The sequence below is a fragment of the Microcoleus sp. Pol12B4 genome, from assembly GCF_036701385.1.
GTDB lineage: Bacteria > Cyanobacteriota > Cyanobacteriia > Cyanobacteriales > Microcoleaceae > Microcoleus.
Window position 1 is genome coordinate 1 of record NZ_JAUBQR010000074.1, and the last position, 20,877, is coordinate 20,877.

The following is a 20,877-nucleotide window of genomic DNA, read 5'->3' on the forward strand; positions in this document are numbered from 1 at the left end:
CTTAGATGGGGTAGAGTCCAATGTAATGTTTGCTTGGCTAAACGATACCAATGCTCAATGGCAAAACGGCGCAAATAGTCCATCCAGACTACTTCGAGCGAACAAGAATTCTCACCTATCCATGCTAACCATAAAGGTTTAACCTGACGACAATTACTACCGACAGCCTTTGGCTCTACCAAGATCAATGTCATCGGATGTTGAGTACTAGAACGAAAGTGTAAGTTATCCCACCTTCTGATTTGTAATTGTCCTAGCTTTGGGTCATCTAATTCTACCATCTCCTCAGCAGCCCACCAAGTTTGGGGGTCATTGATCTGAAATTTCTTCCCGTGACTACGGGGGCGCCCTCGGCCAGAATAAGCTGGTGGGGCAGAGTATAAACAGCGATTAGAACGCAGCCGGATTAACTTGTCGGCTTTGAGATGGGCAGTCTGCAAAACTAAACTGGCACAGCCATATTCCCGGTCAAATAATACTAATGGTCGTTGTGGCAACCGTGCTATCACTTGTTTTAACTGCCATGCCGCTTTACTGATGGGTGTATCCCAACTGGTGATTCGTTCGTGTCTTAAGGGTAAAGCCCAACTCCCTGGCGCTTCGGGTATCCAGGCAATTGTGCTGTAGCCCAAGCCGATTGCTATCGGTTTATTGCCATGAATTGCAGTGGCTTGATGTTCATAGGTACGCTCCCTCAAGGTTCGTGCATCTGGTCTCGCCCACGCGGTGTGGTCTACTGCTAAGATTGGTCTCTCTACTCCTGACATCTGCTGAAGATACAGTTTCATTAATTGCTCTCGGTCTGGCTGACAGTCCTGTAAGGCTTCGGACACGCTTGACCATTGTCTTCGGAACAATGGGTTGAGTGCCATCTCTGTTAAACAATTGGCTCTTGGCGTGGTCATCACTGCATCCATCAGCTCAAACGTGGCATCTTTGGCTGGACCTAGCATTTTATAGGCTTGTTGACGAAATTCTCTCAAGGCTTCACAATTCATGGCAGGCAGATTTGAGGTTTTTTGCTAATTCTCAATTTTCTGCCTTTAGGGAGCCTGTGCCAATCACAGGCTCCCTTTTCTTTCCCTTGTTAGTCTAAACTCCAGTAATTTAGATCAACCCGCCCCCACACAGCCGATAGTCTAGATTAACCTGATGTTGGAGATCATCCAAAAAAATGTAGATTCCGATTATTCGTTGTGCGGGGGCGGGTTTATTATATTGTTGGTACGCCGATATGGTTGGTGAAACCCGCTCTACGATAAATTATGAAAAAAAAATTTATTAAAACCTCTATATTCAGATTAATAACATATCTAATTTTTCCAATTTTTTTATCCACCACCACGGCTGAAATGGTCTTGCGAGTTGCGGGATACAAACCCTGGCAAATCGAAAATGTTGATGTTGCGGTCGAACCAAAAGGTAACTTTTTCACTAAAGACTCGGAACTCGGCTACAAACATTTGCCGGGAAAATTTAAGGTGACACTTAACGGCAATTACTCATTTAATACAACTCATCTCAATAATAGTTTAAGAATCACACATCCCCTAAATACTTACAATTTATCGTCAACCAAGCCGGAAATTTGGATCTTTGGCTGTTCTTTTACCTACGGTTGGTCATTGAATGACAGCGAAACTTATGCTTGGTTGCTGCAAGAGAAATTACCCAAATATGAAATAGTGAATTTCGGAGTTAACGGCTACGGCACGCTGCACTCGTTGATTCAATTCAAAGAAGCACTCAAACAACGAAATAAACCCAAAATTGCGGTGATTGCTTATGCGGGATTTCATGACCGTCGCAATACTTTGTTAAGGGCGAGACGAAAGCAAATGGCTGCTTGGAATAAACTCGGTATTCTATTTCAGCCCGATGCTAGGTTGAATGGAGAAAATAATTTTACCTACAAGATGGCAAAACTTGAATATCACGAGTTCCCCCTAATGCGGGTTTCTGCATTAAGCCATTTTTTGGAGGTTAATTACAATCAATTTGAAGAGGGATTGTACAAAAGTCACGAGGTTTCTAAGGCAATTATTGAAGAGTTTAACCGGGTGGCTGAGGCTAATAATGTTAAGTTAATTGTTGCGGGAATTAATGCGGGTTCTGCTAAGATGTTGGAGGAATTAAGTCAGGAGGGAATTGCTACGGCGGATATTTCGGTTGATTTGAAAATACGTGCCAATAATAATTTACCTCATGACCTTCATCCAAGTGCGATCGCGAATCGGCAATACGCAGAAAAGCTGGAAGGTTTTTTGCAACGTACTGTTTTAAGGTGAGTTAATGAACCGCGAAGGCGCAAAGGGCGCGAACGAAGAGATAAAGAGGAAGTTTAGAAGTTATTTAGGGTTGCTAGACTGATGGGATTATTTGATTTTGTTTCTTTTATATTGCCTCGAAAATTTATAAGTGATGGTTTCTTCCTGTTTTTACTTGTTCTTGTAACAGTTGCAGTAACATCAATCTATGTATCTAGCGAACATACTTTTTATTGGTGGGATTACGCCGGATACAATACCGCTACAGTCAACACTGCAAATTTATTTCGCGACTCGCCAGATAAAGCATGGCGAGGAGTTATAGAATCGCTATCTAAGGAAAAAAACCTGTTAATTTCTCTGCCGTTAGTGCCGTTTATTCTCTTATTTGGCGAATCTCGGCTGAGTTACCTTCTCAGCGTATCCCTAATTTATATGCTGCCGTTTCGCCTGTTGCTGGGAGCAATTTCTGCAAAGCTAATTCCAGTTTATCCCCGCCCGGTGTTTTGGTCAACTGTCCTGCTGAGTTTATTAATTCCTATGAGTTGGATACCGACTCTGCGGGGATATCTGGATACTGGCGGCTGCGTGTTTGTAGCCTTGGCAATTTTGGTTTATTTGCAGGATGTGAAGCTGAAATCTTGGTGGAAAATCCCGTTAATTGGGTTTTTGCTGGCGGCGGCGATTCTGTTGCGGCGTCATTTTGCTTATAGTGCGATCGCATTTTTAGGTGCAGCGGCTTTACAGGCTTTCATCGAGTTTATTATACTAATATATCGTAACAAAACCGCATTGTCGTCTCCCAAAGACAAGGACGCGGTAGTGCCATTTCCCTACAGATGCTTGTTTGAATCAGGTATAAAATTGGGTTTGATAGCTGCAACTAGCTTGACTATTTTAATGCTGGTAGCGGGAGATTTTACTCGCAGTGCTCTGACGGTTGACTACCGCAATTTGTATGTTGCTTGGAGTTTGCCTGTAAATGACATTTTAACTCGTTATGCGGATTTTTACGGTTTGGGAACTTGGCTGCTGGTACTGATTGGTTTTTCGGCGGGAATTCTCACTCGAATCCTGGTTCCGGCGGCGGCTATTTTTGTTTCGTTGTTTGGGGTTTTGTCGCTGATTGAATGGCTGTTAGTCTTGCGTTACGGCTACTTGCACTATACAATTCATCTTACACCGATCGCACTTTTGGGATTGTCAACATTTTTCTGGACAACTTGGCTGACACTCAAGGGAAAAGTTCGGTATTTGATGCTGGGTGTCGGGGGTTTGTACCTGATTGTGAATGCCGCAGTCGGGTTAATTCCTCTCAAGATTGATTTGTCAAGACTGTTTGTAGGTAATTTTCCACCGTTAGTGCGATCGGACTACGACGAAATTGTAAAATTAGTAGAGTTTCTGCGAAAATTAGCACCGAATGAAGAACCGATTTATATTGCCGGTGCTTCTAACAATTTTAATGCTAACATACTCCGACAAGCCAACCGAAAATTAAATCCGCCGGAGGGTTGGTGGAAATTAAATACAATCGGGAGGCCGCAAATTGACTCGCGCGATACTTACCCGCTACCGGAGTTGTTGCAGTCACAATATGCGGTGGTTGCTACACCCTTTCAGCAGGTGTTACCGAGTGATGAACAAGTTTTGCGATCGCACGAACAAGATGTTGTTAAAGTTGTGTACGATGCCTTTACTGAAAACTGGGAAATTGCGCGCGATTTCCAATTGCTAGCGGAACAGTTTAAGCTAGAAAACGGCGTGACAGTCAGCGTTTACCGGAGGGTGAAGACGACTGATACAGCAACGGCAGTTAGGACTCTGGATGCGATGGAGCGGCAAATAGGAGATCGACCGGGCACGCAGTTAGATTGGATTAGTTTGCATCAATCAATTTACACAAGTGCCAATTATTCAGTCACTCAAAAATCAGATAACCTATATAATATTGTAACTCATGCAATTAAAAACAACAATAAACTCGATACATCTTTTCTGTATTTAGGTTCCATTTCAGACAAAGTAAAAGTTACAGGCAAACTCAATTTACCTAACAAACAATGTCCGGGAATTTCCCTGCGCTTGACTTTGTGGGACAAGCAAGGTAAATTAGTAGACTCAGCAGAGATGGCTTATGGTCAAAAAAGTGCGATCGGCTTAAATCTATTAGTTGAGGGCAAAAATCCCATTTATCTGCTGCTTGAGGTATTGAGTAGCAGCAAACAGGATTTAACAAACCAATGCCGACTGGAGATTAACAATTTGGCTGTCAGTAGGTAAGTGGAACCGTCAATGCAAAAACATCAAAAATCCCACTGGTATTTTAATCTATCTCTCTATACTTTTGTCATCATCGGTTCCCTGATGGCTACTGGCTATATTTTTCCCATAGGAGGCAATTTCCCCGAAGTGCCACCCATTCAATTTATGTTAAATCCTGAACTATATAAAAATGACTATTACGTTCAGGAAATGGTTAAGTTTAATCCGAGATATTACTATTATTATATTATCTATTTGCTCGCAAACTTAGGAACAAGCATTCCCATAGCGCATTTTATCTATCAATTCCTAGCCTTCGGTTCATTTATCCTAGCTTGCTACGCAATTATCAATATTTATACTAATTCAAAACTGCCCGCAGCAGCGATGGCTTTTTTATGTATAGCCGCTTCATTTACAGATGTTGGTAACACGCTGATATTTTCCACCAAATCAGTACCAAGTACCTTCGCAATGGGTTTAGCAATCTGGGGAATTTACTTTAGTTTGCGCCACAAATGGCTGACAGGATATTTCTTTTTTGGACTGGCTTGTCTGCTGCAATTATTAGTGGGTTTGTTACCGGGATTGATGATGGTTTCCGTTTTAATAATTCAATCTGTAAAACAGCGGAAGTTCAAAACTTTGATTTTGGCGATCGCACTTTTAGCAGCAATGGCAAGTATCGTTTACGTACCGATGTTATTAACAGGTACTACCAGCACTCACACTATCGACAACGCCGAGTTTGTCTACATTCACGCGAAAGTCCGCAATCCCCACCACATCCTCCCGTCAAATTGGGATGTCGGGAATTGGTTCAACTTTATATGTTTCATAATTGGTGGCTTGCTGTGCATCAAAAATTCCGATTTATTGCCAAAAGAAGACAAGATTAATTTTTCTGTATTTGTTGGAACATCGATTTTTGCATTATTTCTAAATTACGTGTTTGTCGAAGTTTATCCTTTGGCTTTTATCGCTAAACTACAGTTAGCTAGAACTGTACCTTTTGCTCAATTAATTATATTTATTGGTGTTGCTTTGACGGTCGAGCAACTTTACAGAGAAAAACAAATAGCTATTAGCTTGTTGCTGTTAGCTGTACTAACTTGGCCTTTTAGGGGCATCATTTTCTTAGGATTATCAGTTTGGCAAAGAAAAAATTACGTATTGCCCAAACGATATAATATCTTGTTGTGGATTGTAGCAGCAGGAACGGTTATTTTCAGGTTGATATATCCGCTGACTGATTCATGGGAAATAATGGGCGATCGAATAATTAGCATCCCAGTTTTTTTCTCAATCCTCGCCTTCCCATTCATGTTAGAAGAAACATCCCTTGCTACATCTATAAAACAGACTCTAACTCACACATTAGCCTTAATAACTACCGCCACCTTAGTTTGGGGAGTAGCAGGAATTCTGCCCAAACCTATATTAAATGTATTTCAAACAAGAGTTAATATCAATGCCGTTCCCAGAGACGACTTAAGCAAATTAGCTGTGCGATTTTCGCAAAGTAGCAGCCGCGATTCACTCGTATTAATTCCACCTTCAGTTACCAGCTTCCAGTTTTTCTCCGAAAGAGCGATTGTCGTCAATTTTAAGAACTTTCCCTTTACCGAAAAAGGCATCAAAGAATGGCAAACTCGCATGGAAACCGTTTTAGGAGTTGCGTTAAACCCGCAAATGATTTGGGGAGGGAATGACTTTTTTATCCGCCGCAGCAGTGCAGATTTAGTCAAAGTAGCCAAAAACTATCATGCCGATTATATCCTGACTCGTACTGACTGGCACCAAAATATTCAAGGGGAAATCGCAGACAAACAAGGCAAATGGATACTGTATAAAATTAGGTAATAGGTAATTGGTAAAACTTTTTAAATCCAAATCTAAATTTTCTCTTAGTCTGCTGAGGCAGACTTTGCTTGTCTAGAAGCAATTTCAAGATCCGATTAATCAGCGTTAATCAGCGTGAATCGGCGGTTAAATATCAAAACCTGAATCATCAATAATTTCGCTAATTTGCTTGTCCACATAATCAGCATCCACATTCCGCGCCATCAACTCAGCTAAAATCCCCAAAGAAATCAACTGCACCGACAGAATTGTACACAAAATTCCAAAAAATAACAAAGGTCGATTTCCGATAGGCCCAAAATTCATCCCCGCCAAATTCAGAAACCAAATAACTATCAAATAACTCAGCGAAACAGTTCCAACCAAGCCAAAACACAATCCCAAACCCCCAAACAAATGACCCGGTTTGTGTAAATACTGCGTCGTGGCTAACACCGTCAACAAATCAATAAATCCCCGCGCATAACGTTCCCAGCCGTAATTCGATTTTCCATGCTTGCGCGGATGATGTTCCACAACTACTTCCCCAATTTTAAATCCTAAATTGTTTGCTAAAGCTGGAATGTAGCGGTGCAATTCCCCGTACAATTTAATTGACTGCAAAACTTCCCTACGGTAAGCTTTAAAACCGCAATTCATATCGTGCATTTGCACCCCAGTCAGCAAACACGCAACGGCATTAAACAGCTTGGAAGGTAAAGTTTTAGAAAGGGGGTCGTTCCGCTGTTTTCGCCAACCGGAAACTAAATCAAATCCCGATTCTAAATGATGTAAAAATTTGGGAATTTCAGCGGGGTCATCCTGAAGGTCAGCATCGAGAGTAAAGATAATTGTCCCTGCTGCATTGCGAAATCCTGCTGAAAGTGCGGCTGATTTGCCAAAGTTGCGGCGCATTTTAATCGCTTTAATTAGTTTGGGATGTTGGCTAGCTAAATCTGTGATTTCTTGCCAGGAATAATCGCGGCTACCGTCATCTATGAAAATGACTTCGTAACTGTCAATTTCTGTTTGGAACATAACAAGTTTAATTTTTTCAAACAGCAATTTGAGGGTGGCTTCTTCGTTGTGAACTGGGATTACGAAGCTGAGATGTTTTGGCATAGGGCTATTCTATTTAATTTGTGTTGTCAAGGAGATTTTTTTATTAACCGCAGAGGGCGCAGAGGGCGCAGATGAGGCGAAAGAGAAGTTTTTTAGTTTTTATTGATAACTTGGGAGTTTCGCAAGGCTACCCAACCTTTGCGGCTTTTAAAGGAGGCATAGGCTGTCAATAATTTATCTGTTGGTGATGTTTGAATGTATCCTCTCCAAGCTGCAAATTCGTAGGAATGGCCAAACAATTTAACTAAATCTGGGCGCGGAAATCCTGACATGGCAAAACCTCGAACGACATTTTCTTGGTTGAGAATGGCAATACATTTTACATTGTTTTCCGGGTCTCCTACCCAGCCAATTACTCTGGAGGCGGTGGAGGCGAGTTTAGTTACTGTATCAAAAAATCCGGGTACTCCGTCTTTGGGCGCTGACAGTAAATTTGCGTCGATTTTGGTGTCTAATGCTGCACAAAAATTGTGTTTTTTGATGTCTCGGTTAAATGGCACTAAGTTATTAGTTTTTAATGCGTCGATTAACCCGATAAAAGCGGCGGGTTTGTTGCCTACGCGGTCTTTAATTAGGCTTACGTCGGTGATGCCTAATTGCAGTGATAATGCTACCAACGGTTGATAGGTTGCTCTGCGGGCGATCGCCATTGCAGTTTCGCCTCCCACCCCGTACATTAAAATAATCGCAACTGTCGCGACTGCGAACAGCGGTGTCAGCCAACGCCCTTGGATTCTTGGTGTTGGCTGCCACTCGCGCACCCACAATACTGTCAGTACAATTGTGCTCATCCAAAACAAAGCTGGGAGTGTGGCGTAGCGGGAAGCGGTGGCCTGTTCAACGCCAAATCCCGATCGACTAACCGCGGCCATTAACGCCGTTTGCAGCGTGTAAAGTTGGATGGATAGCCAAGGAAGCCAATCCGGGCGATCGACCTTTTTTACAAATAGCCAATAACCCACAAAACCCGTCGCTGCAATCAAACCAATTATACCAATAATTGAAGCAACAATAATATTTTCGCTAAAAATTCCGCCGAGATAAGTTGGAATATATTCGAGAGTTTTGAGCGGGTTGATTTTAGTTAAAGAAGGGTGATGAGATGGAGTTTTATAAGTTAAAAAATAACTGCAAATCACCGCAATCGCAGCAATGAAATACAAATAAGTTATTCGCCGAGGAAACCGCAGCACAACAGCAGCACCACACAATATCGGCCACAAAGCTAAAGGAGTGCTGTAACTAATACAACCTAAAACACCAAAAACAATGCTGCCAATTACCCACTTATTTTGTAAATGCGGGAGCGCAGCCCCTATAAACTCGTTACCAGGCTCTGCCTGGGAATGAATATCCAGAGGCTCCGCCTCCCTCTTACTTGACAAAAGTTTCACATAATATTGCAAACAAAATATTGAACAAATCACAAATAAATTAGCAATTATCCAGTGAACGCCGCTGAATCCCCGCATCCAATTGTGAGCGGCAGCCGGAGTAAAGTTAAAAATAGAAATGCAAAGGAGTAGCGAGATAAATTGCAGGGGAAAACGCCTCAAATTTAACGGCAGCAGAGCAATTAATACGTGGCACTGAATCCAAGCCAAGCACCAGGCTACTAAACATAAACCAATATTTGAACCTTGGGTTACAACTATATTCAAGCCATAAATAATTGCCGGAATCAAGACAAAATGCTCGTTCGCCCTAAATATCCAATCAAAAGGATTTGTAGAGAAACCGTCTACTGAATAAAAATTCCAGGTCATCCACCAATAATCAAAATTAGACAAGTCTCCCGCTTGGGATATCAAGTACAAAATATATGACGCTGGTATTAGAATTCCCAGAACTGATGCGGCAATTAAAATATATTGTTGCTTGACTTTCATGGATTCAGACATGGGGAGATTTTTAATGGGTAGGGACGAGTTGAGGTGAGAAACTTTGGATATAACAGGTAACTCATTAACAAAACTCGCCCTCGCGATTGGAGTTTTCCTCGACTTTTTATTTCACTTCTCTGGCCAGCATTTGTCTGAGTCCTTGCCGCCAGTGGGGAGGATACGTGCCTAGAAGTGCTGATATTTTTACCGTAGAGAGGACAGAAAAAGCCGGACGTTTTGCGGGTGTCGGATATTCGGAGGTGGTGATGGGAATTACGCGCTGAACTTTTAGGGGAAGACCGAGTTGTGCTGCTTCTTCAAAAATGGCGATCGCAAAATCGTACCAACTACAAACACCGCTGTTAGTGTACTGGTAAGTCCCAAAACTTTCTGGCCCAAGCAGAGGAATAATTTGCGAAATTGCCTGCGCTAAATCCCCCGTCCAAGTAGGACTTCCGATCTGATCTGTTACTACTCGAATTTCTTCTCTTTCCTTTCCCAACCTCAGCATAGTTTTGACAAAGTTGCCTTTGCCTCCGTTGCCGTAAACCCACGCGGTTCTAATAATAATATGTCGGTTTCCCGCTTTCCTAATTGCTTCCTCGCCTGCTAATTTAGATTTGCCGTAAGTTCCCAGCGGGTTCGTACAATCTGTTTCCAGATAAGCAGAACCGTGGCTGCCGTCAAATACATAATCAGTAGAAAAGTGAATCAAACTTGCTCCCAGTTTTTCGCATTCTTCTGCGATAATTCCGGGTGCAATACCGTTGACTGCGTTTGCTAATTCGGGTTCGCTTTCTGCTTTGTCTACCGCAGTATAAGCACCCGCATTGACGACTAAATCCGGTTGAATTTCAGCCATTGCTTGACGGATGCTTTCAGGTTGGGATAAATCTAGGCGAGTGCGATCGAGCGCAATAACCTCTCCCGAAAATAATAAAATCGGCTGCAATTCTTGAGCTAGCTGTCCGCTGCCACCTGCGAGTAAAATTTTCATGATCAAAACACTTGAGCTGTTTTCAATGTTTGTCCAGCTTGGTCTTTAGCTGATAAGATTGGTTGGGCACCATCTAGCGGCCAGTCGATCGCCAAATCGGGGTCATTCCACAGGATACACCGCTCGTGTGCCGGTGCATAATAATCTGTAGTTTTATACAAAACTTCCGCTGTCTCCGAAACCACTAAAAAACCGTGAGCAAATCCCGCCGGCACCCAAAATTGCCGTTTATTTTCAGCACTCACCAAACACCCCACCCACTTTCCGAAAGTCGGCGAACTTTGTCTAATATCAACCGCTACATCAAATATTTCGCCAGCAACTACCCGCAGCAATTTGCCTTGAGGCTGCTGCATTTGGTAGTGCAAACCGCGCAGCACGTTTTTAGAGGATTTGGAATGATTGTCTTGAACAAATTCGGCTGTCACGCCTGTTTTTTCGACAAATGCTTTGTGATTGAAACTCTCAAAAAAGAAACCGCGATCGTCTCCGAAAATTTTCGGCTCAATGATCAGAACTTCTGGTATTTCAGTAGAGATAACATTCATAGTTGGCTGTATCGCGTGATAAACTCATACTCTGTCTCTGCTATTTTACTATGAAAACTGACACATATCTCAAAAAGTTGTATGCCAACCGCTTTGATTCCCGACAAATGCAAGCGAAGGTGGCACTCTGGAAAGTTTTAATTGAAGATTTTTTACAAAATTATGTTCCTCCAGAATCAGCCGTTTTAGATATTGGCGGCGGTTACTGCGAGTTTATAAATCAAATTGTGGCTGGGAAAAAATGTTTAATAGATCTCAATCCCGATTCAAAGTTATTTGCCAATTTTGATGTAAAACTGCTGAACATTGATGTTTTAAAATTGGGCGAACAACCAGATTTTAGCGAAGAATTTGATCGCATATTTATCTCTAACTTTTTTGAACATCTCCGCAATAAAGAAGAACTAATCCAAATTATCTCATTTTGCTTTAAAGCGCTTAAGCCAGGGGGTTCACTCTTAGTTGTACAACCAAATTTTAAATATTCTTTCAAAGAGTATTACGACTTTATCGATCATCAATTACCAATTACCCACTTATCGCTGCAAGAACTGTTACAAACCGTCGGCTTTGAAATCGACCTAATTATACCGAGATTTTTACCATTTTCGACCAAAGGCAGACCGGCATCGCCCTGGCTTTTAAAAGCTTACTTAAAATTGCCTTTTTTGTGGCGGTTTTTAGGAGGCCAAATGTTTGTTAAAGCATCGAAAAAAAACAATAAAGGCAGAGCCTCATGACAGGCATTCCCCGTCATATCCAGGCAGAGAGATACATCTGCGTTGATCCGCCTTAATCCCCCTGCATCTGCGGTTAAAAAATCCCTACAAAATGGAACTTAAAACCACCTCATTAGCAGCAATCCAATTATAAATATCCTGCAAAGCTGCTTCCGGCCCAATAACAGGCCGCCATCCTGTTTTCTCCATCACCCTAGAAGAATCAGTAATAAAAATCGGAATATCCCCCGCGCGTTCCTCCAAAACAGGAGGAATCGGAATAGATTTCCCCGTAATCTTTTGGCACAAGTCAGTTGTCTCAAGCAAAGAAAGACTATTGCTCAAACCGCCGCCAACATTAAAAACTTCACCATCAAATTCAGCAAAATGTTCTAACTGATAATTAACTAACCTCAACAAATCTTCAACGTGCAGTAAATCCCTAACCTGCTTCCCGCTGCCACCAAAACCGATATAACTCAGCGACTTTTGAAAATAGTGAGCCGCCACCCACAAACCGCAAACTCCCTGATCTACTTTACCCATTTGCCAAGCACCCGTAATTAACCCGCAGCGGTTAATAATTGCTGGTACATTGTATGCTTCCCTGTATTCCTCAATCAGCAATTCCGAAGCTAATTTACTCGCTCCGTAAAGCGAACGGTGTCCTTTTAATGGGAAGTCTTCTGATATGCCCAACTCGGATATACCGGGTAAAGTTTGCTCAGGGGCGATCGCAAATCTATTCGGCAACTCTAACAGCTTAACAGATTTGACACTGGCGATCGGATAAACCCGACTCGTAGACAAAAACAGCAAACTCGCACCCGTTTGTCTCGCCAACTCCAAAACATTTACAGTGCCCAGTAAATTCGTCTGCAAAACGTACTGAGGCGAACTAAAACCTGCCAGTACAGAAGGCTCCGCAGCACAATCTATAATGCAGTCAGCATTCAGTGCAACTGGATCTAAATCCGCCGCTGTACGAATATCCCCATAAACAAATTGAATACCGCAACTTTTAAGCCTAGGCAGATTCAATTCTGAACCCCGGCGACGCAGGTTATCTAAACAAATTATTTGCCATTCCGGGTGCAGTTTCTTCAGGCCAATTGCCAAACAACTGCCGATAAAACCCGCACCACCAACAATTAAAATTCTCTCAGGCATTCACTTTTAATTTTGCTATCTTTCTAGTCCGGTGGTAGTCGCCGCGAGAGAGATGTTTTTCCAGCCAGACATACAAGACAATAAACAAATATCGACTGCCCATCTCTTTGATTTTAAGCTTAGAAATACCCGCAGTCCGATTGTACCACCTCAAAGGAATCACCGTATAGGAAAAACCCCGGACAATTGCTTTTAATGGCAGTTCCACTGTCAAATTAAAATGATGGCTTAAAATCGGTTGCACGCCTTCAATCACTTCTCTGCGGTAAATCTTAAAAGCATTGGTGACATCGCTGTACCGCAGGCCGAAAATACTTTTGACAAACCAGTTTGCTAAGCGGTTAATTGCTAACTTGTGAATGGGATAATCAACTATAAAGCCACCTTTGATAAAGCGGGAACCGAAAACGCAATCATATCCTTCTTGCAATTTGCGGTATCCTGCTACCAAATCTATCGGATCGTCAGAAGCATCAGCCATCACAATTGCTGCAGCATCTCCGTCAAATTCCGCCAAACCCCGGCGCACGGCAAATCCGAAACCATTCGGAGGTTGATTGTTGATGTATCTAACTGTGGGAAAAGTCTCAGACAACTCCTGGCAAATATCAATAGTTTGATCGAGACTATTGTCATTCACAATCAAAATTTCGTGCGGAATGCCTTCTAAATCGAGCGTCTGGGCGATCGCTCGCACAGTACCGTACAAACAGCCCTCCTCATTGTGGGCTGGTATAATCACAGAAATTTTCACTCCTCATCCTCCGTGCAACTGGACAAACTGGTTGTCAACAGGATTATACACCCAAGCTTTGATTTCGGTTTGGGCGATCGGCAAATTATTATCCGACAAATCAACAGCCCACCTTGCATTGTTGTATAACTCAGATTTTAAACTCTCAGCGATGTCGGGACTGTCCAAATTTACATAAGCGTTAGCAAAAAAAGATTTTTTCTCGCCGAAAGATAGCAGTACAATATTCGGCTGTTTCAAATTTTCTGGCCAAACAGCCCAACCTGCAGCCCTGACAGCCACCTTTTTCTTAAGAGTCAAGAATTTATCGCTGGTTTGAGGTTTGTCTAAATAGCCGTAAACTTTCTCGGTATTAGAAATAAACTCTACATTTTTCGCTAACGTGATCCAACCTATTTTGTCGATAATTGCAGCGCCTTCTCTCACCAGCCAAGTTTTTTTGCTCAGCACCCTCAAACAACTTTCTGGCGAATTATTGAAAAAATCCGACTGTTCCAGATAGTTAATTAACTGCAAACAATCTTGAGCGCCTTGTTTGTAAAGAAGTGCTGAGCGAGATTGGGCGATAGCCTGTTGAGAGTTAACAATGGTTGTAGCAATTAACAGCCCTGCAACTACCCGATAAATAAATTTATAATTACTCTTTAACGTTGCTTTTTTTTCTTGATAATTACCTCGGATAAACAATTGCCATAGCTGAACCAAAGCAATTAATAGCAAAATCGAATTAGTCGTATACCTCGACGATTCGATTGCTTGAATCGCCCCAAACTCTGCCCTACCAGCCGTAATAAACAGAGCCGATAAAACCGAAAACAAACCTATTGACAGCCAAGGTAAAGCCTCACCATGCTCGCTAATCTTTCTGCCAAAGTGGAATCCCACAAATAAGAAACTTGCCAATATTAGCAATCCAACTAATGCTGAAATTCCAGGAGATCGCACAATTGGCGAACCCAACAGGCTCAAAAAGTAATCAATTACCACCAGGGGCTTATTCAACAATGAAATAATACTTGTTTTGCGACTGGGATGATACTCAATTGAGTAAATAGCACAAGTTGCAGCAAAGAGCAATATCCATAGAATCAATCTTTTTCTTTTTTCTACCGCATTTCCTTCTAAAACCGCCACAGCCGGAATTGCAGCCAACCAAGACAGCAAGCCTTGCGCGAGGGAAAAACTAGCAATAAAGCAGAATAAAGCAGCAATCGATATTTGAATATCGTAGAGACACGACAGTGCCGTGTCCGTACTCTGTTCGCTCTGATGTGTTGCATCATTCTCAAGAACGGGCATCTTGTCCGTTCCACAAAAATTCAATGTTCTTGTGGAACGGGCATCTTGCCCGTTCCTAAATAGCTTATCGATATTGGTGCAACAGCTCTGTTTCATCCGATTAAAGATGTCGATATTAGGCAAAAATTTGCGATTTGAACTCAGCGCATAAACCGCAGCTACAAAACACAAATTGACTAAAAACCAAGCCAATTGAAATCCCCAAAGCCAGTTTTCATGCTGAACAAGAGAGAAAAGCAAAATACACGTTAAAATATTAGCTAAATGCCACAAATCATCCGCAACATTCTTAACTTGCATCGACGATAACTTGTACATAGCGATAAAAGTTATCGCAGCCAAACCTATGCTGAGACACAACGGATAATTAATATTCCATTGAGAAGCAAAAGCCAAAATAGCAATAATTATTTTTGGAAAAAGTATCCGGTGGTTGCTGTGCAAAGCCCAAAAATCGTTAAAAGTTACCTTTCCCTGAGCTATTTTTTCAAAAAGGCTAGCTAACCTCCACTCGTCATCAACGGGAACGTTAACGCTGAAATTCGCTACAAATCCGATTAACAAAACAACAGGAATTATATATAGAGTAAATAAAATAAACTTTTTCATGAAAGTGCGATCGCACTGATTGCCATCACCATTTTATATCAAACCCGGTTAAATAATTTTTATCAAGTTTGTAGTGAAGATTTTACTCCTCATAGTTTGGGCATAGCGCGACTTGCATTGCTTACTACAAACAAGTTGAAAAACATAACACCTAGAAACCCGGTTTCTTGAAGAAACGGGGTTTCCGAACAGCCTAAAAGCCTCGCGTTCAATTCGGTTAACCGAATTACTTAATAGTCTTGAATGTATCCATTTTCCCAGTAAATCGGTTGATAAACATCTGCAAAACACTCCGCTTGCCGATATTGATATTAGAACTCACGGACATTCCCGACTGCAAGTTAACCTCAACTTGATTGGCCTTGCCCTTGTTCAAAACAAACTTCTGATTTTTGAGCTTTATTTTGGTTTTGAAAGCGTAGTATTTCCGCAGTTCAGTAGGAGGCTCTGCATCGCTGCTAATCTCTATCACTTCACCCTCAGCAGTACCAAACTCCAGCGCCGGGAAAGCTTCTACATTAACTTCCACAGGCACGCATTGGTATTTCGTCAAACCCAGTTTCTCTCTGTTAACTTCCTTCTCTGGACAAACGCAACTTTTACCTGTTTCGCAGTCAATCTTTTCTCCGTCTAATTGCTTGCCGTGATACTGCTCCAATTTTGCCCGCTTCTGTCTCAAAGCATCCAATACCAGAGCCACATTGCTGTTTTCCAGGTAAACCACTGCTTGCAGACCGTTTTCGTCATCCAAAACTTTGAGCAGCTTTTCAGTTTGCTGCGCTTCGTAATAAGCTTCTTCGCAGCGTGCTGGGCGCGGTTCGCCCGGTTTCACTACCGAATTAATAATGGATTGGCATATCGGATCTTTCGCTATATCCAGCTTAGCTTTCTCCTTCTTAGAAGGTTTCAAATCGAAGATAACACCGGATACCGGAGCTTTCAGAACTTGAGTGTCGCGGTTTTGTTGAGCCTTTTCTAGCTGAGCGTTCACCTCGGACAGCTTTTTCAGGTTTTCCACTTTGAAGCGACTTAGCTGAGAATCGCTGCTGGCAATTTGTTTCTCGTTTTCAGCAATTTTGCTGTAAAGTTCTTTTGCCCAGGAATCCTTGGTGTTTTTTAACTGTTCTTCGGCGCGGGCGATGGACTCCTGAATGCGTGCTTGCTCTCCTTGCTGGCGCTGTATGTCAGCACTAATTTTTTGGATGTCACCTTGACGCGCGTTAATTTCGCCTCGGCGCGTATTGATTTCACCAAGGCGTGTGTTAATTTCGCCTTTGCGAGAGTTGATTTCACCTTCGCGCTGCTTGATTTGATCTTGCTGTTTGAGAACGTCGCTTTGGCCTCGGAAAACATCTTGCTCTTGACGTTCTTTTTGCAGTTCAGCGATGGCTCCTTCCTCCACAAGGGGGGCGAGTCTGCCTAGAATGTTTTGGTTCGACTTCAATACTTGTTGGGATTTCGCTAACTGTTCTTGGGCCAAATCTCTCTGAGCCAGGGCTGATTTTACTTGCTCTTGCGAAGAACCTAACTGCTGCTGAGCATAATTTAATTGGTTCTGGGCAAAACCCAATTGTTGCTGTGCCACTGTCATTTGATCGCCGGCGGCTTTCTCAGCATCCTGAGCTTGCTTCAGTTGTTTTTCCAACTCCTGAACTTGGCCTTGAGCAGCAGCGACGCGAGACAGAAATTCCGATCGATAATTAACATAAAGTCCTTGCTGGGCTGCATCAAAATTTCCGCTAGCTCCCCGATTGAGGTACAGTTCGTCAATCAAAGCTTGCAGCACTTGATTTTGTGCCGTGAGGCTCTGTCTGTCCTTGATTGTTGATTCTAGGTTAGAAGGAACAGCGCCTTGAATTTTGCCACTGACAACATCTTCGTAAAATTTGTTTTCCTTTTCCAGAGCTTCTTTAGTTTTCTGAATCGATGTTAAATCTGCACTGGGTGCAAGGGGGTTGAAAGTGAGGAGAGGCTGGTTTTTTTCCACGCGATCGCCATTTTCAACGTGGAGTCTCACCACAGCGCCCGTAGCAGGTGCTTGGATGTCTCTAGCACCATCTTTTAGCTCTAATTGGCCCACAGCGGGGACAGCTTGCTCTACGCTAGCAAAATAAGCCCACACTACAGCAGAAGTGGTCATCAGCATGATCATCCACAAAAACAAGTGCGACCAAATCGCTGGTTTTTCGAGAATGACTGGTTGCTCAGAAAGTATTAACGATTTCATAGCCATTTGTTAGTTCTCAGTTGTTAAGCGTTAGCGATCAGTTGTGAGTTGTTAGATATCAGGTATTCGATGACTCTTGTTGTTGGAAGAGGCAGTAGTAACGCCCTTTAAGAGCCATTAATTCTTTATGAGTTCCCCGCTCGACTACAGAACCTTGATCCATCATAATAATTATGTCGGCGTTTTGGATTGTAGTCAGGCGGTGAGTAATGAAAAACACCGTGCGTCCGGCAAAAGCTTCTGCTAAGTTATTGCAAACTTGGCGTTCGGAATGGTAGTCGAGGGCGCTTGTAGCTTCGTCCAAAATCAGCAGTTTCGGGTTTTGCAAAATCGTGCGGGCGATCGCCAAACGCTGCCTTTGACCCCCTGAAAGCGACGAACCCCGCTCTCCCACCACCGTATTGTACCCAGCGGGTAAGCCCATGATAAAATCGTGAGCCACGGCTAATTTTGCCGCTCGCACAATCTCATCGGTACTTGCATCGGGATTACTCAGAGCAATATTTTCCTGAACAGTACAGTTAAACAGCAAAGTATCTTGCAATACCACCCCAAGTTGGCTGCGAAGTGAGTACAGTTCCACCTTAGAAATGTCATAGCCGTCAATAAAAATCCGGCCCGATAGCGGCGGATAAAGACGCTGCAACAACTTCATCGCGGTACTTTTACCCGAACCGCTTCCCCCCACAATTCCCACAAAACTGCCAGCGGGAAATTCCAAATTCACATTCGCCAATTGCAGTGGACCGCTCTCCAAGAATCTGAAGGAAACCTCCTCATAGGTAACCTGCCCTTGAATTGCGGGCAGCGGGATATTGCTGCGGTCTTCCTCGCTGGTTTCCGTCGGCGTATCGACCACATCCTTGAGCATATCGATCGACATCGAGACTTCTTGGAAACTCTGCCACACGCTCACAAAACGCAGCAGCGAACCAGTGACGTTCCCGGAAATAATTCGGAAAGCAATCAACTGACCCAAAGTAATCTCATTTCCCAGTACCAAATAAGCTCCTACCCACAACTGAGCTAAGTTACCCACCTGGTTTAAAAAGCCGCTAACCGTACCGGCCGTAGTCCCGGTGATAATTGTTTTAAAACTGGCTGTAATGTATTTTGCGTAGCGACTCGACCACTCCCATCGGGATTTCAATTCAATATTTTGAGCCTTAACAGTTTGAATCCCGCTGACTACTTCCACTAGATAAGATTGAGAGTCAGCAAAACGGTTGTTTCTTTGTTTGATCAGGCGCAGCACCAGCGGATTGATTAGAACAATCATCAGCCCCAGTATCGGTACCACTGCCAAAGATACAAACGTTAGCTGCACGCTGTAGGAGAGCATAACGGCGACGTAAACCACCGAAAATACTGCATCGAGAACCACTGTCAGAGCTGTGCTCGTCATGAATTCCCGAATCTGGCCCATCATGCTGAATTTGTAAACCAGATCTCCCACGCGCCGATTGTCAAAGTAATTTTGGGGCAGCCGCAGCAAGTGGTCGATGACTTCTGCACTCAATTTGACATCGATGCGGTTTGAGGTATCTATAAACAAAAAGGTACGCAATCCGTTGAGCAGTCCTTCAAACAGAGCAACACCTAACAGAAACGCCCCCAAAATATCCAAGGTGTCAATGCTGCGCTGACCTAAGACTTTATCAATAATTATTTGGCTGATTAATGGGTTTGCAAGACCAAATAACTGTACAAAAAACGAAGCGAGCAACACCTCAAAAAACACTGTCTTGTGTTCCATCAGCGCCGGCACAAACCACCAGAAGCTGAACTGCTCTTTTTGTTCGACTTGCGGAGCTTGCAGCAGCAGGACTTCTCCTGATTCTCCCCAGATTTCTTTAAACTGAGGTATCCGCTTCCGCATCAGCCCCTGTTCGGGCGTGGCTATCACCAATTCTTGCTCGGTGATGCTGTAAATAATGGCAAAGCTATCTTGCCATTTAATCATTACGGGGGCTTTGATGCGGTTGATGGCTTCTGCTGGCACTTGCGCCAATTGGGGCGTGAGGCCGATGCTTTGGGCGATAGCCCCGCAGGCTTGCAGACTGATAGAACCAGCGGTTTTTAACTGATTTTCTAGAACTTTGCGGATGATATCTCGACGAAATTTAAGGCCGAAATACTTGCTCAACATTTGGAAGCAAGCTAGCGGACTGTCAATCTGCCCTTTGGCCCGGAAAACAGGGTATTTCGCCGCCGCATCCTTTGGTTGGCCGCTTGCGGGTTCTGGGGGACGCTCTGGGCCGGGTATAACCTCGATGAATGTTCCGCCGGGCGGCTTCTGCCCCAAGCCTGCTGGATCTGTAGTGCCATCGAATGAGTCTGTTTCTGGTTGGGGTTCTGGGGGTTCCCGGAAGCCGACCAAGCGGGCGCCGAGGCGGCCTTCTACTTTTAAGGATTTGGCTGCGTTTTCCACAGAGAAGCGGCTACCGGTGGGAAAGTCGCCCAAGACGCCGCTGCTGACGAGCCAAACTCGATCGCCCTCTAGCTCTTTGGCGAGGTCTTGAGTTTTTTTGTTGCCGTTTGGCACGTTGACAACTTTCGCGTCTTGCCAAGCTTGCAGGGTGAGTTCCTTGAGATTGGAAGTGCCGTCGGCTTGGCGCTGCAATTCCAGGCTCAACAGTTCAAATACTTCGCTCAAGGAACAGTGTTCGCGAAAGGCTTCTCCAAATGTCGGCTGTTTTTCCACTACGCTCAGGAAATCTTCGGCAGGTAGGACGATCGCAATTACATCTGTAGAGGCGATCGCCGTTTCGCAGGGAACTCCCCGGAGCAAGCCAGCCCAGCCGAGAATTTCCTGCGACTGCACCAAGCGCAAACTTACGTGGCGCTGCGATCGCTGGTCAAAGCCCAGCAGCCGGGCCTGCCCTTGATAGATAATTGCCACCTGAGTCGGCATTTTTTCCCGTTCAAACAGCGGTTGCCCCGTCCGGTAGCCTAACAGTTGGCATTTAGCCACCAAGGCTGTGAGAGCGGTCTCTGAGAGCCGGTCAAAGGGAGGTGTTTTAGCTAAGAAATCCTGAATTTGGGAGAGGGAAACAGCGGAAGAAGTCATCCGATTTTAGATTTTAGATTTTAGATTTTAGATTGAATCCACAGATGAATCCGGAGGCTTGTTGTTAGGATGCTACGCTTTTTAAAGTCTCCACGGATAAATCCG

The 20,877-nt window shown here is 43.5% G+C and carries 14 protein-coding genes; 4 read left to right on the forward strand and 10 right to left on the reverse strand.

Annotated elements, in window-relative coordinates:
- Positions 1–998 (reverse strand): transposase (locus tag QUA38_RS12650; protein ID WP_333162214.1); only part of this gene is annotated, 998 nt, incomplete at its 3' end.
- Between the two features lie 354 nt (positions 999–1,352).
- On the opposite strand from QUA38_RS12650, the gene QUA38_RS12655 reads away from it, so the two are divergent.
- The 3 genes from QUA38_RS12655 (at position 1,353) to QUA38_RS12665 (ending at position 6,395) form a co-directional block, all read left to right on the forward strand.
- On the forward strand, positions 1,353–2,288 hold the full coding sequence (locus QUA38_RS12655) for an SGNH/GDSL hydrolase family protein (protein WP_333162216.1): 936 nt from the start codon (positions 1,353–1,355) through the stop codon (positions 2,286–2,288).
- 81 nt (positions 2,289–2,369) lie between these two features.
- Complete coding sequence (locus tag QUA38_RS12660; RefSeq protein ID WP_333162217.1) at positions 2,370–4,550, forward strand: hypothetical protein; 2,181 nt, start codon at positions 2,370–2,372, stop codon at positions 4,548–4,550.
- A gap of 12 nt (positions 4,551–4,562) precedes the next feature.
- Complete coding sequence (locus QUA38_RS12665; protein ID WP_333162219.1) at positions 4,563–6,395, forward strand: DUF6798 domain-containing protein; 1,833 nt, start codon at positions 4,563–4,565, stop codon at positions 6,393–6,395.
- A 126-nt stretch (positions 6,396–6,521) separates the two neighbouring features.
- Here QUA38_RS12665 and QUA38_RS12670 read toward each other — a convergent pair whose 3' ends face one another.
- The 4 genes from QUA38_RS12670 to rfbC form a co-directional block, all read right to left on the reverse strand.
- On the reverse strand, positions 6,522–7,496 hold the full coding sequence (locus QUA38_RS12670) for a glycosyltransferase family 2 protein (protein WP_333162221.1): 975 nt from the start codon (positions 7,494–7,496) through the stop codon (positions 6,522–6,524).
- Positions 7,497–7,588: 92 nt separating this feature from the next.
- A complete protein-coding gene (locus QUA38_RS12675; protein ID WP_333162223.1) occupies positions 7,589–9,397 on the reverse strand; it encodes a hypothetical protein in 1,809 nt (602 codons plus the stop codon).
- A 106-nt stretch (positions 9,398–9,503) separates the two neighbouring features.
- Positions 9,504–10,376: a dTDP-4-dehydrorhamnose reductase gene (gene rfbD / locus QUA38_RS12680; RefSeq protein ID WP_333162225.1), complete on the reverse strand. Its 873-nt coding sequence runs from the start codon at positions 10,374–10,376 to the stop codon at positions 9,504–9,506.
- A gap of 2 nt (positions 10,377–10,378) precedes the next feature.
- On the reverse strand, positions 10,379–10,924 hold the full coding sequence (gene rfbC / locus QUA38_RS12685) for a dTDP-4-dehydrorhamnose 3,5-epimerase (RefSeq protein WP_333162227.1): 546 nt from the start codon (positions 10,922–10,924) through the stop codon (positions 10,379–10,381).
- Between the two features lie 50 nt (positions 10,925–10,974).
- Here rfbC and QUA38_RS12690 point away from each other — a divergent pair, with 50 nt between their 5' ends.
- Complete coding sequence (locus QUA38_RS12690; RefSeq protein ID WP_333162229.1) at positions 10,975–11,664, forward strand: class I SAM-dependent methyltransferase; 690 nt, start codon at positions 10,975–10,977, stop codon at positions 11,662–11,664.
- Positions 11,665–11,748: 84 nt separating this feature from the next.
- On the opposite strand, the gene QUA38_RS12695 is transcribed toward QUA38_RS12690, so the two are convergent.
- The 5 genes from QUA38_RS12695 to QUA38_RS12715 all read right to left on the reverse strand — a co-directional run bounded on the left by QUA38_RS12695 (position 11,749) and on the right by QUA38_RS12715 (position 20,772).
- Complete coding sequence (locus QUA38_RS12695) at positions 11,749–12,813, reverse strand: NAD-dependent epimerase/dehydratase family protein (RefSeq protein WP_333162230.1); 1,065 nt, start codon at positions 12,811–12,813, stop codon at positions 11,749–11,751.
- Positions 12,806–13,567, reverse strand: a complete 762-nt coding sequence (locus QUA38_RS12700) for a glycosyltransferase family 2 protein (protein WP_333162233.1) — start codon at positions 13,565–13,567, stop codon at positions 12,806–12,808. The genes QUA38_RS12695 and QUA38_RS12700 overlap by 8 nt, the downstream gene beginning before the upstream one ends.
- A gap of 3 nt (positions 13,568–13,570) precedes the next feature.
- Positions 13,571–15,475 carry a hypothetical protein gene (locus tag QUA38_RS12705; protein WP_333162235.1) on the reverse strand — a complete coding sequence of 635 codons (1,905 nt, stop codon included), beginning with the start codon at positions 15,473–15,475 and terminating at the stop codon, positions 13,571–13,573.
- A gap of 226 nt (positions 15,476–15,701) precedes the next feature.
- Positions 15,702–17,702 carry a chromosome partitioning protein ParA gene (locus tag QUA38_RS12710; RefSeq protein WP_333162237.1) on the reverse strand — a complete coding sequence of 667 codons (2,001 nt, stop codon included), beginning with the start codon at positions 17,700–17,702 and terminating at the stop codon, positions 15,702–15,704.
- A gap of 58 nt (positions 17,703–17,760) precedes the next feature.
- Positions 17,761–20,772, reverse strand: a complete 3,012-nt coding sequence (locus tag QUA38_RS12715; RefSeq protein ID WP_333162239.1) for a peptidase domain-containing ABC transporter — start codon at positions 20,770–20,772, stop codon at positions 17,761–17,763.
- Positions 20,773–20,877: the final 105 nt, after the last annotated feature.

What these genes read in the sequence shown, in the direction of transcription:
- QUA38_RS12675 (WP_333162223.1), bottom strand. Translation starts at nt 9,397, where the DNA reads ATGTCTGAATCCATGAAAGTCAAGCAACAATATATTTTAATTGCCGCA.
- QUA38_RS12670 (WP_333162221.1), bottom strand. Translation starts at nt 7,496, where the DNA reads ATGCCAAAACATCTCAGCTTCGTAATCCCAGTTCACAACGAAGAAGCC.
- QUA38_RS12655 (WP_333162216.1), top strand. Translation starts at nt 1,353, where the DNA reads ATGGTCTTGCGAGTTGCGGGATACAAACCCTGGCAAATCGAAAATGTT.
- QUA38_RS12665 (WP_333162219.1), top strand. Translation starts at nt 4,563, where the DNA reads ATGCAAAAACATCAAAAATCCCACTGGTATTTTAATCTATCTCTCTAT.
- QUA38_RS12690 (WP_333162229.1), top strand. Translation starts at nt 10,975, where the DNA reads ATGAAAACTGACACATATCTCAAAAAGTTGTATGCCAACCGCTTTGAT.
- QUA38_RS12715 (WP_333162239.1), bottom strand. Translation starts at nt 20,772, where the DNA reads ATGACTTCTTCCGCTGTTTCCCTCTCCCAAATTCAGGATTTCTTAGCT.
- rfbC (WP_333162227.1), bottom strand. Translation starts at nt 10,924, where the DNA reads ATGAATGTTATCTCTACTGAAATACCAGAAGTTCTGATCATTGAGCCG.
- QUA38_RS12695 (WP_333162230.1), bottom strand. Translation starts at nt 12,813, where the DNA reads ATGCCTGAGAGAATTTTAATTGTTGGTGGTGCGGGTTTTATCGGCAGT.
- QUA38_RS12660 (WP_333162217.1), top strand. Translation starts at nt 2,370, where the DNA reads ATGGGATTATTTGATTTTGTTTCTTTTATATTGCCTCGAAAATTTATA.
- rfbD (WP_333162225.1), bottom strand. Translation starts at nt 10,376, where the DNA reads ATGAAAATTTTACTCGCAGGTGGCAGCGGACAGCTAGCTCAAGAATTG.
- QUA38_RS12705 (WP_333162235.1), bottom strand. Translation starts at nt 15,475, where the DNA reads ATGAAAAAGTTTATTTTATTTACTCTATATATAATTCCTGTTGTTTTG.
- QUA38_RS12710 (WP_333162237.1), bottom strand. Translation starts at nt 17,702, where the DNA reads ATGAAATCGTTAATACTTTCTGAGCAACCAGTCATTCTCGAAAAACCA.